Source organism: Phycicoccus sonneratiae, assembly GCF_016887965.1.
Classification (GTDB): Bacteria; Actinomycetota; Actinomycetes; order Actinomycetales; family Dermatophilaceae; genus Phycicoccus; species Phycicoccus sonneratiae.
Genome location: NZ_JAFDVD010000003.1, coordinates 407,981 through 422,197, shown reverse-complemented (window position 1 = coordinate 422,197; position 14,217 = coordinate 407,981). Strand labels below are relative to the sequence as shown.

The window sequence follows — 14,217 nt, the reverse complement described above, 5'->3', positions numbered from 1 at the left end:
CCATCGCCAACCGCACTTCCATCGACACCACCTGCTCGCTCACACGCGGCATCGTCGCCGCTGGAACACACCGGGTGTCAGACATCTCCCTTCACATCCCTGTCAGAGATGTCCCTTCAAAACACAGTCCCGCATCCGGTCGGGTTTCACCTCGACCCGGCCGTCGGGGTCGGACGGCGTTGCGCCGGAACGTTGCCCGCGGTCGTCACGCCCGGAGGAGGCGCAGACCGGTCGCGAGCAACCAGACCAGAAAGCCGGCGAACCCGAGCAGCCCGACGACGATCAGCGGGGACCCGTCGGCGACGGCGAGGGTGCCGACCCCGGCGGCGAGCAGCAGGCCGCCGCTGCCGAGGCCGAGCAGGCGCTGCCAGCGCGGGGTCACGCCGGCCGCGTCGGTGGCGAGGGCGGCAGCGGCGACGGTCGCGCCGAGCACCGGCAGCACGAACGCGAAGCCGGCGGCGTGGACGCGCCAGACGAGCTCGAGCGCGGGCGTCGGCTCCGTGTCGCTGTCGACCGAGAGGGCGAGCCCGACCTGGAGGACGTTGACGAGGACGAGGACGGCCGACACGACCGAACCGGCGGCCACGGCCAGCCGCGACCAGAGCGCGGCGACCCCGTCGCGGCGCTCCCCGAGCCCCCGGAGGCCGGTGAGGACGACGAGGAGCAACGGCAGGTACACCGCCACGAGCCCGGCCGCGAACGCGACGACGCCGCGGTGGCCCGCGTAGTAGGCGAGCACCTCGTCGACCGGGGTGTCGTAGCCGGGGGCGCCCGACGCCGCGAACACCGCGTTCTCGGCCACGACGGCCACCGCCGTCGCGACGGCCGCGGCGCCGACGAGCCGTCTGGGGCCCGTCCGGGCGCTGGTGGGGGCGGGGTGGGTGGTCTGCGTGCTGCTCATGGTGGTGCTCCTGGGGTCGGGGGAGGGACCGGGCGGCATCCGTCGCCGACCGGGTGGGGGTGGTGCTCGCGGAGGGGGCGCTCAGCCGCCGAGGGAGGCGACGAGCGCGGGGACCGGGTGGACCCACGTGCTGACGTTCGCGGCGGCCAGCAGGAGGAAGAGCCCGCCGGCCGCGCCGTACGCGGCGGCCCGCACCGGCCACGTCGGCTCCGCGACCGGGGCCGCCCCCCGCCGCCGCCACCGCCGGAGGACGGCGCGGGCGGCCAGCGTCGTGAGGACCACGCCGGTGACGGCGGCCAGCACGGCGAACACCGCGTGGTAGCGGGTGAAGTCGACGAGCAGGTCACCCGCCACCCCACCGACGGTGCCCCGCGGGCCGCCGCCGAGTGCGGCGGTCATCCGCTCCTGGGCCTCTCCCAGCTCGCCGGTGCTCCGTCCCGGCGGGAGGAACGAGGCGACCGACGCCAGCGGGGCCGCCGCCCCCTGGAGGTTCGCGAGGAGGACGGTGAGCGCCGCGAGGAGCCAGGCGAGCACCGCGCCGTACGCCGACAGCAGGGTCCACCGGCGCCGCCGACCCGTGGCGGCCGCGACGCGGCGGCCCACCGTCGACGCGAGGGCCACGAGGAGGAGGACGAGCAGGCCGGCGAGCAGCGCCTTGACGAGGTGGAACTCCCGCCAGGCGGCGACGAGCTCGGCCAGGGCCGCGGAGTCGGCCACCGGGCGGGCCGGGTCGGCGCCGACGACGGCCGAGCGGGCCGCGGCCCCGAGGGCGGCCTCCCCGCGGAACCCGCGCAGGGCCACGAGGCCGGCCGGGACGAGGAGGACGGCGAGGGTGGCGACCGCGGCCGCGCCCGCGAGGAGGTGGGGGCGACCGGTCGGGTGCGCCGGGCCGTCGGGGCCCGTGGCGACGCCGGGGCCGGGGGGATGGGGGTCCACGCGGGTGTCCTCTCGTCGGTCTTTACGCTGTAAAGGACGGTACTTTATGGCGTAAAGGAAGGGAAAGGTCCGGGGAGGGAGTCAGGGATGGACCAGGGTCACCCCGGAGGGCGTGGGTCCCTCACCGTCGGGCGCATCGTCGAGGAGGCGACGGCCCTCGCCGACGAGGGCGGACTGGCCGCCCTGTCGATGCGGGCCCTCGGGCGCCGCCTCGGGGTGGAGGGCATGGCGGTCTACCACCACGTCGCGAACAAGGAGGCGCTGCTCGACGCCCTCACCGACGAGGTCTTCCGCGAGATCGCCCTCCCCGCGGGCGAGGACTGGCGGACCGGGCTGCGGGCGCGGTCGGTGTCCGAGCGCCTCGTCCTGCGTCGCCACCCGTGGGCCATCGGGCTCGTCGAGACGCGGACCGCGCCGGGGCCGACGACGCTCGGCCACCAGGACCACGTCATCGGCTACCTCCGGGGGGCCGGGTTCTCGCCGCGCGCCGCGGCCCAGGTCCTCGCCTTCCTCGACGCCTACGTGTACGGCTTCGTCCTCCAGGAGCTGGCCCTGCCGGCCGACCCCACGCCGGTGGTCCGGGCGGTGCGGGAGCGTCCGGGGTCGACCCCCTTCCCCCACCTCGAGGCCGTCATCACCGAGGTCGTCGACGCCGGGTACGACTTCGCCGACGAGTTCGAGGTCGGCCTCGACCTGCTGCTCGACGCGATGGGCGCCCTGCGCGGCTGAGCGCCGATCAGGCCAGCCCGAGCGCCCGGGCCTCCTCCCACAGCTCGTCGCGCACGGCGGGGTGGGCCGCGTCGCGGATGATGTGCCGGCACTGCGCGCGCTGGTCGTAGCCGTAGAGCTCGGCGACGCCCTGCTCGGTGACGATCGCGCTCTGCTGCACGCTCGTCACCGGCTCGTCGAGGAGGGGGACGACGGTGGAGCAGTCGGCCTTGGGGTGCCACGAGCGCAGCGCGATGAACGACTGGCCCCCCGGCGAGTGCAGCGCCCCGACGACGAAGTCGGTCTGGCCGCCGAAGCCGGAGTGGATGCGGGCGTCGATGCGCGAGGCGTTGGCCTGGCCGAAGAGGTCGACCTCGAGCGCGGAGTTCACCGAGGTCATCTGCCGCTGCCGCGCGATGAGGCCGGGGTCGTTCGTCGTCTCGGTGCGGGTCATCCGGACGCGCGGGTTGCCGTCGACCCAGTCGTAGAGGTCCTGCGACCCGAAGAGGAAGGAGGTGGTGAGCGGGTGGTCGGGGTCGAGGGCCCCGGCCCGGTCGAGGGCGACGACGCCGTCGGAGAACATCTCGGTCCACACCCGCAGGCCGCGGCGCCCGGCCAGCGCGGCGATCGTCGCGTCGGGGATGCCGCCGATGCCGGCCTGGATGGTGGCGCCGTCGCGGACCCGGCTCGCGACCATCTCGCCGATGAGCGCGCTGTCGGCGTCCGGCACGAGCGGCTCGTGCGACGGCACCGCGACCGACACCTCGACCGCGAGGTCGACGGCCTCGACCGCGAGCAGTGCGTCGCCGCCGGTGTACGGCATCCGGTCGTTGACGACGGCGACGACGAGCCCGGCGCGGGCGCGGCAGGCCTCGATGGCCGCGGGGAGGACGTTGACCTCGATGCCGAGCGAGAGCATCCCGTCACGCGGCGGGGCGCACTGCACGATGACGACGTCCGGGGCGAGCGGACCGGCGTAGAGGACGGGGACGAGCGAGAGCCGGCTCGGGACGTAGGAGAGGTTCGAGTGCCGGCGCATCCCCCCGCCGACGAAGCAGGTCTCGGCGGTGACGCCCGGCCGGTCGGGGATGCCCGGCGGCGCGTTGAGGGCGTGCAGGACGTACTCCTCACGGCTCGCGTCGAGGGCGCGGACGGCCTCCCACGGGACGGCGACGTTGCCGGAGACGACGACGCGGGGCGTCCCGGGGAGTGCGGCGAGGTGGCGGCCGAGCTGCTCGAGACTCACGGTCCTCATGGCCTCCATCATCCTCACCGACCGGCCCGGCCACACCGCAGGTGAGGCTGTCCTGACCCCTGCCGCCGGGGGCCGACCCCGCCTACGGTGGGGAGCATGTGCCGCAACATCCGTCAGCTCCACAACTTCGAGCCGCCCGCGACGACCGACGAGGTGCGCGCCGCCGCCCTCCAGTACGTCCGCAAGGTCAGCGGGTCGACTCGGCCGTCGCAGGCCAACGAGGAGGCCTTCGCGCGGGCCGTCGAGGAGGTCGCGCACGCGACGCAGCACCTGCTCGACGCGCTCGTCACGGCGGCCCCGCCGAAGGACCGGGAGGTCGAGGCCGCCAAGGCCCGCGCGCGGTCGGCCGAGCGCTACGGCCGCACCGGCTGAGCACGGGTCCGCCCCTCCCGCGGGGGTCGGTCGCCGGCGCCCGGGGACACCGCTGTCACGGGCGTCGGCGGGCTCGCGGGTCGGCCGGTCGGCCGACCCGGGCTGTGGACCGTGACACGCCCGGAAGTTTCTCCGACGCACAGGCGGTGGACGGCGTCGTCGCAGGTCAGCGGGCTGCTGGACGCCCGCTGGACGGGGCGTCCACAGGGTTCTCCACCGACGGTGCACAACGCGCCCCGGCGTTTTCCCCAGGTTGTCCCCAGCTCGTCCCCAGCCGTTCGGCCGCCCGGCTTGGAGGGGGTGCGGCGAGGTCCTACGGTGACTCCGGTGCCCCGCTGTCGGTGCTTTCTGGTGACCTTGTCCCAGGTCCGACGGCGCCGGTGCGGACCCCCTCGCGCAGGGGCCAGGACCAGTCGGTGAAGGGGAGCAGCAGGTGAGCATCGCGGAGCTGAGCGAGGCGTTCTCGGGCCCCTCGGAGCGGCCGGACGAGCGGGTCCCCCCGCAGGACCTCCACGCCGAGCAGTCGGTCCTCGGCTCGATGCTCCTCGACAAGGACGCCATCGCCGACTGCCTCGAGGAGGTCAAGGCCCACGACTTCTACCGGCCGGCCCACGAGGCGATCTTCGACGCCGTCCTCGACCTCTTCGGCCGCGGCGAGCCGGCCGACGCCATCACCGTCGCCGACGAGCTGTCCAAGCGCGGCGACCTCGCCCGCGTCGGCGGGCAGGCCTACCTCCACCAGCTCATCCAGTCGGTCCCCACGGCGGCCAACGCCGGCTACTACGCCGAGATCGTCCACGAGCGGGCGGTGCTGCGCCGGCTCGTCGAGGCCGGCACCCGCATCGTCCAGATGGGGTACGGCCAGGGCGAGGGCGACATCGACGAGATCGTCAACCGCGCCCAGGCCGAGGTGTACTCGGTCGCCGAGAAGCGCGGCGGCGAGGACTACCACGCCCTCGGCGAGCTGCTCAACGAGACGATGGAGGAGATCGAGGCCGCCTCCGGCCGTACCGACGACCTCATCGGCGTGCCCACCGGCTTCCTCGAGCTCGACGAGCTGACCCACGGCCTGCACCCCGGCCAGATGATCGTCGTCGCGGCGCGGCCGGCCGTCGGCAAGTCCACGCTCGGCATCGACATCGTCCGGGCGGCGGCCATCAAGCACGACATGGCGGCGGCCGTGTTCTCGCTCGAGATGAGCCGCACCGAGATCACGATGCGCATCCTGTCGGCCGAGGCCACCATCCAGCTCCAGGACCTGCGCCGCGGCCTGAAGAACCAGGACCAGTGGACCAAGCTGGCGCGGATCATGGGCAAGATCTCGAACGCCCCGCTCTTCATCGACGACAGCCCGAACATGTCGCTCATGGAGATCCGGGCCAAGGCGCGCCGGCTCAAGCAGCAGCACAACCTCAAGCTCATCGTCATCGACTACCTCCAGCTGATGACGAGCGGCAAGAAGGTCGAGTCGCGCCAGCAGGAGGTCGCCGAGTTCTCCCGGGCGCTCAAGCTGCTCGCCAAGGAGATCGAGGTGCCGGTCATCGCGATCAGCCAGCTGAACCGTGGGCCCGAGCAGCGCACCGACAAGCGGCCGCAGATGTCGGACCTGCGTGAGTCGGGCTCGATCGAGCAGGACGCCGACGTCGTCATCCTCCTGCACCGCGACCGCTCCGACCCCGAGCGCGACGGCGAGGCCGACGTCATCGTCGCCAAGCACCGCAACGGCCCGACGAAGGACCTCGTCCTCGCCTTCCAGGGGCACTACTCGCGGTTCAACAACATGGCCCGCGACGGCGGCTTCTGACGGCTCGCGCGGTCCGGCTCAGGTGTAGAAGGTCTCCTTCTTCGAGTAGAGCCAGTTGCGGCTCGGGCTCTCCCAGCGCAGCTGCATGTCGTACAGGGCGTCCTCGCGGATGCTGAGGTTGCCGGTGCAATACCGGCCCGCCCCACCGGTGTTCGCGGCCGAGCGGATGGCGCGGTCGGGCTCGGGCAGGCCGTAGTGCGAGGCGATGCCCACCTCGCCCCACGCGCCGGACCCGCCGTAGACGGTGACGCAGAGGTTGTCGGTGAGGTCGTCCCACGTCGCGCGGACGACGACGGTGCCGTCCGCCTTCTTGAGGACCATCGTCTTGTCCTTCGCGGAGGCGGTGCCGGCTCCCGCCACGGCGAGCGAGGCGGCCGCGGCGAGGGCCGCCAGGGCGCGGACGGTCGGTCGGTGGTGCATGGGTTCCCCCTCGTGTCCGGCCGACCTCCCCCGGCCGGCTCGCACCCGAGGCTCGCACGATCGGGCGCCGCGGACAACCCGGGGAGCCGGGTCGAGGCCCGGGGGCAGAGCTTTCGCAGCGGTGTCGCAGCGCGGCCGAGGACGGTCGATGACGTGCCGGGGTGACGGCACGACACGAGCAACGACACGAGTGGGGAGAACAGCCATGACAGACCACGAGGAATCGTCGACGGCGCCGGGTCGCCGCCTGGTGCTCGGTGGGGGCGCGGCCCTCGCGGGCCTCGCCGTCACGGGCATCGTCGCGGCACCCGCGGCCCAGGCCGCGTCCTACGTCCGGCCGGTGAAGAACCCCACCGCGCACCCGATCACGGCGCGGTGGCGGCTCCCCGGTGACTGGGCCGCCGGCGACCACACTGGCGTCGACATCGGGTGCCCCGTCGGGACCCCCGTCTACGCGACGATCGGTGGCGACGTCCGCACCGGCCGCGCGAACTGGGGGTCGGCCTACGGGACGATGATCCTCATCAACGACAACGTCGACGGGTCGGACTGGGGCTACTGCCACCTCTCGAGGCGCGTCGTCAGCGACGGCCAGCGGGTCAAGACCGGGCAGCTCATCGGCTACTCGGGCAAGACCGGCCGGGTCACCGGGCCCCACCTGCACCTCGAGCGGCGGCCCCGCTACGGCGGCTACGGCTCGGACAAGAACCCGAACCTCTGGCCCTGAGCCGCACCGGTCCCCGGCGCCCGTCCCCGCCCTCAGGCGGTGGCGGGCGCCGGCCGCGTGACGGGTGTCGCGCCGAGCCCGAGGGTGGCCAGCCCGACCACCGCCACGCTCGTCCCGAACACCGGGCTGGGGCTCACCCCGGCCGCGAGCGACGCCCCGACCCCGAGGGCGGCCACGGGCAGGACGAGGGCGAGGATGCGCCCGCCCCACCCCAGCGCGCCGTTCCGGATGCTCGCCAGCCCCACCGTGAGCGAGGAGAGGCTGAGCGTGAGCACCATGAGGAAGGCGACGAGCCCGGAGACGTCGTAGAACAGCCCGCTCTCGACGTCCAGGGCCTGCATCGTGGGCGTGAGGACGGCCAGCCCCACGGTGAGCCCGACGAGCGAGACGAGGAGCGGGCGCCGGGCCCAGCGGGCCGCCCGGGGGGCGAGCGCGAACCGGTCCCGCTCGGCGGCGACGACCCAGGCGAGGCTCGCGAACATCGCGCCGATGCCGACGCTCCCGGCCAGGCTGAGCCACGGGCTCTCGATGAGGTCCCCGTCGGTGACCCACGTGCCGCGACCGGTCGCGATGCGACGCGAGAAGTCGTACCCGAGGAGCACCACCCACGGTGCGGTGAGGACGGCGGCGACGAGGTGGTGGCGCTTCATGGTGATGCTCCTGTCGGTCTGGAGGGACACCTCCACGGTCCACGCGACCGGCACCGGGGCGCATCGGCCGCAGGACCCGACCCGCCGTGCGCGAGGAGGATCCGTCCTCCTCCTCGAGGCGGAGGACCTGGAGGACTAGGCCAGGCCGCTCCGGTGCGCGACGACCACCGCCTGGAGCCGGTCGCGCACGCCGAGCTTGGTGAGGACCTGCGCGACGTGGGACTTCACGGTGGACTCGGCGAGGAACAGGGACGCGCCGATCTCGGCGTTCGACAGCCCCTGCGTCATGGCCACGAGCACGTCGCGCTCGCGGGCGGTCAGTGTGGCCAACCCCGGATGGGCCTGTGCCGCACGGTCCTTCGTCGCGACCCCCTCGAGGAGCCGGGCGAGCACGGTCGGCCCGACCGTGGCCTGCCCGGCAGCGCACGCGAGGACGGCGTGCACGAGGCCCGTCGGCTCGGTGGTCTTGAGGAGGAACCCGGAGGCCCCGGCGTGCAGGCCCTCGACCACGTACTCGTCGAGGTCGAACATCGTGAGGACGAGGACGCGCGACTCCGGGACCGCGCGCCGGATCTCGCGGGTCGCGGTGATGCCGTCGCCCCCCGGCATCTCGACGTCCATGAGGACGACGTCGGGACGGTGACGGACCGCGAGCTCGACGGCGGTCGGGCCGTCGGACGCCTCGGCGACGACCTCGATGCCCGCGTCGCTCGCCAGCACCGTGACCAGGCCGGCCCGGAGCAGGTCGTGGTCGTCGGCGACGACGACCCGCACGCTCATGCGACCTCCGCCCGGGACCGCGGGAGGGTCGCCTCGACGACGAACCCCGTTCCGCCGGAACCGGTTCCGGTGTGCAGGCGACCACCCGCGTGACGGACGCGCTCGCCCAGCCCGACGAGCCCGAAGCCACGCCGGGCGGAGGGCGACCGGCCCGGCCCCTCGTCGGAGACGGTGACCGTGGTCCCCGGCCCGGAGACGTCGACGCACACCCGAGCCGAGGCCCCCGCCCCGTGCCGCACGACGTTGGTCAGCGCCTCCTGGACGACGCGGTAGACGACGTCGGCGTGGGCCGGGGGGACGACGTCGAGGCCGACGGTCGCCACCGGCGTGCCGGCCGCCCGGATCCGGTCGACGAGCGCGACGAGGTCGGCCGCGGACCGTCGTCCCCGCTCGGCGTCGGGGTCCAGGCGGTCGAGGTCGGCGAGCGCGTCCGCGGCGGCGTCGGCGACGAGCCGGAGCGAGCGCCGGGCCGCCTCGGGGTCCGCGGCCGCGCTGACCTCCGCGGCTCCGGCCTGCACGGCGATGAGGCCGACCGCGTGCGACACCGCGTCGTGGATCTCCCGCGCGAACGCGGCCCGGTCCGCGTCGAGCGCGGCGGACGTGGCCTCGTCGAGGTCCGCGCGGAGGCCGGCCGCGACCCGGTCGCTGCGCTCGGCCCGGGAGCGGGCGACCCGCACGGCGACGCCGACAGCGACGACGGTCGCGACGACGGCGGTGGTCACCACGGCGTTGCCGTGGTCGTCGCGCCAGGCCGCGGCGCAGACCACGCCCGCGAGCAGCACGCCGGCACCGGTGCGCCGGGGCGAGGTTCCGGGGGGCGCGACCGTCGCCCAGACGAGGCCGGTCAGCGTGAGGAGCATCCAGAAGCCCCCGACGAGGGCGTGGCCGCTGACCGAGCCGGCACCGGTGAGGAGGGCCGCCGTCACCGCCGCGCCCACCGGCGACCGGGTGCGACCGGCGACGGTGGTGGCCACCGCGACGGTGACCGCGACTGCGAGGGGGTCGGTGCCGAGGCCCTCGGCGCGCGGGTAGGTGAGCGACTCGACGAGGGCCAGGGCTCCGGAGCCGGCCCCGAGGGCCAGGTCGCGGCCCGGCGGCCGGCGCGGGGTCACGTCGTCGTCGGCGGCAGCGTCCGCGGCGGGCTCGACCTCGAGGGTCCGGAGCAGCCCGAGCAGCCGGCGCAGCTCGGTGGACGCGAGCCGGGCCTGACGGTGGATCCGCCGGGCGGCGACCGCGGGGTCCTCGACCCGGGCCGCCTCCTCCCCGACGGCACGGAGCATCGTCCGCAGCTCGGCCGCGATGTCGTGCGACAGGCGCTGTCGCTCCTCGCGCACCGCGTCCGCGGCCACCTGCTCGGGCCGGACGCGGGCGAGCGCGGCGGCGTCGCGACGGGCCGCACGCTCGCGCCGCCACGCCCGGACGCCGCTGCGCACCGTGAACGCCAGGGCGCCGAGCATCACCGTGAAGAAGACGAGCTCGGCGACCCCGTACCGCCCGACGACGGCGAGCACCGCCGCGACGCAGGCGCACACCGCCGCCGTCACGAGGTCACCGCGGGTCGGCCGCACCGTCCCAGCGTAGGAGCGGGAGGCGGGGCCGACCACCGCCTCAGGGAGGAGATGCAGGCGCTCAGCCGGGTCCGTCGGGGTGGGCGAGGTCGTACGCCCGGACGAGCTTCTGCGGCACGACCATGCACCACGCGGAGACGACGAGCTCGCGGGCCTCGGTGGGCTCGAGCCGGGCGAGGTCGGCGTGCACCCAGTGGTACCGCAGGTCGCCGGCCGAGGGCAGCGAGAACGTCAGCGGGTCGCTCGCCACCAGCCCGGCTCGCTCGACCTTGGGGAACGCGAACCCCATGACCGACGCGTCGGTCGAGAACGCCACGTAGACGATGCTTCCCACCCGGAACTTCAGCCGCCCGCGCACGACGACCTCGTACGAGCGCTCGAGCTCGGAGCCGAGCCGGCGCACGTCCTCGAGCACCGCCACACCGTCACCTCCGCTCGTCCGCCGCGTCCCATGGTGCCGTGGTGGACAGGTCCGGGTGACGTCACTAGGTTGACGGGCACACCACTTCCGGGGGGAAAGGGAACCCACCATGCGTCGATCCGTCACTGCCGTCCTGTCCGCGCTCGCCGCGGTCGCCACCGTCCTCGTCGCGGCGCCGGCCGCCAGCGCCGACGGCAACGTCACCACCTACGCCGGCTGCAAGGGGACGCTGAGCCGGTCCGTCCCCATCAAGAGCGCGGCGGGCACGGTCCTCAGCCGGGTGCAGATCTGGGAGTACGGCACGTACCGCCAGTCCGAGGTCTGCGTGAAGAACGTGCACGTCGGCAACACCGTCGGGAAGTCGATGTTCACGATGGTCTCGATCGGCAGCAAGTACGACCGCGGCGACTACTCCCAGTACGCCGGCGCGATCCGCACCGGTGGCGACTGGTACGGCTCGTACGACATCCACGTCGGCGTCGCGAACCCGGCCAACCCCGACCGCGACTACTACTGCATCAAGGTCGACGGCCGGATCGGCGACCGCTGGGCGCCGAACATCTGGCTCTGCTACGTCTTCAACTCCCGCTGACCCCGGCGCCGGGCGAGGTGTCGTGGCGCCGGACCCGGCCCGTGGGACAGTGACGCCATGTCCCTGCGCCACCTCGACCGCGCCGTGGCCGCGTACACGGCGCTGCGCCCGGCCCTCGTCCCGGCCACCGACGCGTTCGTCGAGGACGTCCGGACGACCCTCGACGAGGCGGGCATCAACTACCTGAGCGTCACCGGTCGGACCAAGTCGGTGGAGTCCTTCGCCGGCAAGGCGCGCGGGGTGCTCCACGACGGCCCGGGCTCGGACCCGATGGTCGTCGTCACCGACCAGGTCGGCGTGCGCGTCGTCACCTACGTGCAGCGCGACATCGACGCCGTCGCCGGCCTGCTCGCCGAGCAGTTCACCGTCCTCGACGACCGCGACCTCGGGGTCGAGACCGCCGCCGCCGGTCGCTTCGGCTACGCGAGCCGCCACCTGCTCGTCACCCGCTCCCGCGCGCGGGACGCCGGGTACGAGCCGCTGCAGTGCGCGTCGGTGCAGCTGCGCACCGTGCTCCAGCACGCGTGGGCCGAGTTCGAGCACGACATCCGGTACAAGGGCACCGTCCCGCCCGAGCAGGTCCCCGACCTCGACCGCCGCTTCACCCTCGCCGCCGGGCTGCTCGAGCTCGCCGACCGCGAGTTCCAGACCATCCGCGACCGGCTGCAGGCCGGGGCGGGCAGCACCGGGGTCGACCACCCCGACGAGGACGACCCCCGCATCAGCGCCCCCGAGCTCGCCACCTTCCTCGCCGGCCGGTACTCGAGCGCCGGGTGGTCGCGGACCGACCACTACCAGTGGATCTCCGGGCTGCTCCTCGAGCTCGGCATCGCCTCGCTCGACGAGCTCGGCAGCACGCTGCGCGACGTCGACAGCGCCGCCGTCACCGCGGCGATGGCGTACCGGTACCCGCCGGGCGCGGTCCGCCGCCTCGACGACGACCTGCTCTCCCGCTTCGGGCAGGCCTACGTCGGGCTGCACGGCAACGCCCATCGCCGTGAGGCCCTCGAGGCCCGCCGCGCGCGCCTCACCGGTTGAGGCGCCGGGCCCCTTCCGGTTGACAGCCCCCGGGAGCGGTCGTTCACTCGGATGATGCGCCACGCCACCGCCGTCGTGGGCGTCGCCGCCGTCGCGGCCACGCTGATCGTCTCCAGCACCGCCGCCGCCGACCCGGCGCCGCGGGGCCACCGGCCGCCGGACCGGGAGCTGCGGGCGCGGGTCGTCGTCACCACGCCGGACCGCGGCGAGCTGCTCCACGAGCGGGCCCCCGCCACCTTCGGCCGGGCGCCGAGCGAGGCGCCGACCGTCGTCGTCGACCCGACGCAGCGCTTCCAGCCGATGGACGGGTTCGGCGCCTCGATCACCGACTCCTCCGCCGACGTGCTGTACCGGCTCGACCCAGCGGCCCGCGACCAGGCGATGCGCTCGCTGTTCGACCCGCGCTCCGGCATCGGCGTCAGCTTCCTGCGCCAGCCGGTCGGGTCCTCCGACTTCACCGCGGCCGACGAGCACTGGACCTTCGACGACGTGCCGCCCGGCGAGACCGACTTCGGGCTGCGGCACTTCAGCATCGCCCGCGACGAGCGCCAGGTGCTGCCCCTGCTGCGCCGGGCCAAGCAGCTGAACCCGCGGCTCACCGTCCTCGCGACCCCGTGGAGCCCGCCGGCGTGGATGAAGACCGGCGACTCGCTCGTCGGCGGCCGGCTGAAGGACGACCCCCGGGTCTACGACGCCTACGCCCGCTACCTCGTGAAGTTCGTGCAGGCCTACGCACGGGCCGGCGTGCCGGTCGACTACCTCACGGTCCAGAACGAGCCGCAGAACCGGGCGCCCAAGGAGTACCCGGGTACCGACCTGCCGGTGCGCCAAGAGGTGAAGGTCATCGAGGCCCTGGGCCCGATGCTCCGGAAGGCTTCTCCGAGAACGAAGATCCTCGCCTACGACCACAACTGGTCAACGCACCCCGACGACGTCGCGACCACCCCGCCCGGCGAGGACCCCGAGACCGACTACCCCTACGAGGTGCTGCGCTCGACGGCCGCCCGGTGGGTCGCGGGCACCGCGTACCACTGCTACTCCGGCGACCCGAGCGCCCAGAGCGCGCTGCACGACGCGTTCCCGCAGAAGGGGATCTGGTTCACCGAGTGCTCCGGCTCGCACGGCCCGACCGACACCGACGAGCAGGTCTTCCGCGGCACGCTCACCTGGCACGCGCGGAACATCATCATCGGCACGACGCGCAACTGGGCGCGCTCGGCGGTCAACTGGAACATCGCGCTCGACGAGCACGGCGGTCCGCACCTCGGCGGCTGCGACACGTGCACCGGGCTGCTGACCCTCATGGACGACGGCACCGTGCGCAAGGACGCCGAGTACTACACGATCGGCCACGCGGCGAAGTTCGTCCGGCCCGGCGCCGTCCGCATCGCCAGCACCTCGTTCGGCACGACCGGCTGGAACGGCCAGGTGATGGACGTCGCCTTCCGCAACCCCGACGGCACCATCGCCCTCGTCGCGCACAACGAGAACGACGACCCCCGGACGGTCGCGGTGCGCTACGGCGACCGGACCTTCGAGTACACCCTCCCCGGGGGCGCGCTCGCGACCTTCACCTGGCCCGACGTCCTGCGCAGCCGGTGGGAGCAGGTGGCGACCCCGGACGCCACGGCCACGGCCGACCCGGCGGGCACCGCGCCCGAGGACGCCGCGGCGGCGGTCGACGGGGACGCCTCGACGCGCTGGACGACGGGGGCGGCCCAGGTCCCCGGCCAGCACCTCGACGTCGACCTCGGACGGGTCGAGCGCTTCGACCGGGTCGCGCTCGACAGCGGCGGGAACCTCGGCGACCAGGCGCGCGGCTGGGCGCTCGCGACGAGCCGCGACGGCCGGTCGTGGCGCACCGTCGCCACGGGCACGAGCACCGCGCAGCTCACCGAGGTCGACGTCCCCCACACCCGCGCCCGCTGGCTGCGCGTCTCGACGACGCAGGCCGCCGACGCGTGGTGGAGCCTGGCGGACGTGCGCCTCTACCGGGCCACCGGTCGCCACTGACGCTCCCTGCGCGCCGGCGGGTCCGCATCGGG

15 protein-coding genes are annotated in these 14,217 nt (G+C 74.4%); 7 read left to right on the top strand and 8 right to left on the bottom strand.

Annotated elements, in window-relative coordinates; all coding sequences use genetic code 11:
• Nucleotides 1–205 precede the first annotated feature (205 nt).
• Entirely contained in the window at nt 206–901 is a 696-nt protein-coding gene (locus JQN70_RS02775) for a hypothetical protein (protein ID WP_204129767.1), read from the bottom strand.
• A gap of 81 nt (nt 902–982) precedes the next feature.
• Nucleotides 983–1,837, bottom strand: a complete 855-nt coding sequence (locus JQN70_RS02770; RefSeq protein WP_204129766.1) for a hypothetical protein — start codon at nt 1,835–1,837, stop codon at nt 983–985.
• 87 nt (nt 1,838–1,924) lie between these two features.
• Between JQN70_RS02770 and JQN70_RS02765 the strand changes: the two genes are divergently transcribed.
• Complete coding sequence (locus tag JQN70_RS02765; RefSeq protein WP_204129765.1) at nt 1,925–2,566, top strand: TetR/AcrR family transcriptional regulator C-terminal domain-containing protein; 642 nt, start codon at nt 1,925–1,927, stop codon at nt 2,564–2,566.
• Nucleotides 2,567–2,573: 7 nt separating this feature from the next.
• On the opposite strand, the gene JQN70_RS02760 is transcribed toward JQN70_RS02765, so the two are convergent.
• Nucleotides 2,574–3,800 (bottom strand): acetyl-CoA hydrolase/transferase family protein, encoded by a 1,227-nt coding sequence (locus JQN70_RS02760; RefSeq protein WP_204129764.1) that lies wholly within the window; start codon nt 3,798–3,800, stop codon nt 2,574–2,576.
• 96 nt (nt 3,801–3,896) lie between these two features.
• Between JQN70_RS02760 and JQN70_RS02755 the strand changes: the two genes are divergently transcribed.
• Nucleotides 3,897–4,172, top strand: coding sequence for a DUF2277 domain-containing protein (locus JQN70_RS02755; protein ID WP_204129763.1), 276 nt, complete (start codon nt 3,897–3,899; stop codon nt 4,170–4,172).
• A 433-nt stretch (nt 4,173–4,605) separates the two neighbouring features.
• Nucleotides 4,606–5,976 carry a replicative DNA helicase gene (dnaB, locus tag JQN70_RS02750; protein ID WP_204129762.1) on the top strand — a complete coding sequence of 457 codons (1,371 nt, stop codon included), beginning with the start codon at nt 4,606–4,608 and terminating at the stop codon, nt 5,974–5,976.
• 18 nt (nt 5,977–5,994) lie between these two features.
• On the opposite strand, the gene JQN70_RS02745 is transcribed toward dnaB, so the two are convergent.
• Complete coding sequence (locus tag JQN70_RS02745; RefSeq protein WP_204129761.1) at nt 5,995–6,396, bottom strand: hypothetical protein; 402 nt, start codon at nt 6,394–6,396, stop codon at nt 5,995–5,997.
• A gap of 205 nt (nt 6,397–6,601) precedes the next feature.
• On the opposite strand from JQN70_RS02745, the gene JQN70_RS02740 reads away from it, so the two are divergent.
• Complete coding sequence (locus JQN70_RS02740; RefSeq protein WP_204129760.1) at nt 6,602–7,123, top strand: M23 family metallopeptidase; 522 nt, start codon at nt 6,602–6,604, stop codon at nt 7,121–7,123.
• A gap of 32 nt (nt 7,124–7,155) precedes the next feature.
• Here the strand turns inward: JQN70_RS02740 and JQN70_RS02735 are convergent, their stop codons facing one another.
• The 4 genes from JQN70_RS02735 to JQN70_RS02720 all read right to left on the bottom strand — a co-directional run bounded on the left by JQN70_RS02735 (nt 7,156) and on the right by JQN70_RS02720 (nt 10,536).
• Nucleotides 7,156–7,773, bottom strand: a complete 618-nt coding sequence (locus tag JQN70_RS02735) for a hypothetical protein (RefSeq protein WP_204129759.1) — start codon at nt 7,771–7,773, stop codon at nt 7,156–7,158.
• Nucleotides 7,774–7,908: 135 nt separating this feature from the next.
• Nucleotides 7,909–8,553, bottom strand: coding sequence for a response regulator (locus JQN70_RS02730; RefSeq protein ID WP_204129758.1), 645 nt, complete (start codon nt 8,551–8,553; stop codon nt 7,909–7,911).
• Nucleotides 8,550–10,121 (bottom strand): sensor histidine kinase, encoded by a 1,572-nt coding sequence (locus tag JQN70_RS20800; protein ID WP_204129757.1) that lies wholly within the window; start codon nt 10,119–10,121, stop codon nt 8,550–8,552. Before JQN70_RS20800 ends, JQN70_RS02730 begins: the two co-directional genes overlap by 4 nt.
• A 61-nt stretch (nt 10,122–10,182) precedes the next feature.
• Nucleotides 10,183–10,536, bottom strand: coding sequence for a hypothetical protein (locus JQN70_RS02720; protein ID WP_239110406.1), 354 nt, complete (start codon nt 10,534–10,536; stop codon nt 10,183–10,185).
• 115 nt (nt 10,537–10,651) lie between these two features.
• Between JQN70_RS02720 and JQN70_RS02715 the strand changes: the two genes are divergently transcribed.
• The 3 genes from JQN70_RS02715 to JQN70_RS02705 are packed head-to-tail and all read left to right on the top strand — an operon-like array spanning nt 10,652 to nt 14,185.
• Entirely contained in the window at nt 10,652–11,134 is a 483-nt protein-coding gene (locus JQN70_RS02715) for a hypothetical protein (protein WP_204129755.1), read from the top strand.
• A 57-nt stretch (nt 11,135–11,191) separates the two neighbouring features.
• Nucleotides 11,192–12,172 (top strand): GTP pyrophosphokinase, encoded by a 981-nt coding sequence (locus JQN70_RS02710; RefSeq protein WP_204129754.1) that lies wholly within the window; start codon nt 11,192–11,194, stop codon nt 12,170–12,172.
• 54 nt (nt 12,173–12,226) lie between these two features.
• Nucleotides 12,227–14,185 carry a discoidin domain-containing protein gene (locus JQN70_RS02705; RefSeq protein ID WP_204129753.1) on the top strand — a complete coding sequence of 653 codons (1,959 nt, stop codon included), beginning with the start codon at nt 12,227–12,229 and terminating at the stop codon, nt 14,183–14,185.
• Nucleotides 14,186–14,217: the final 32 nt, after the last annotated feature.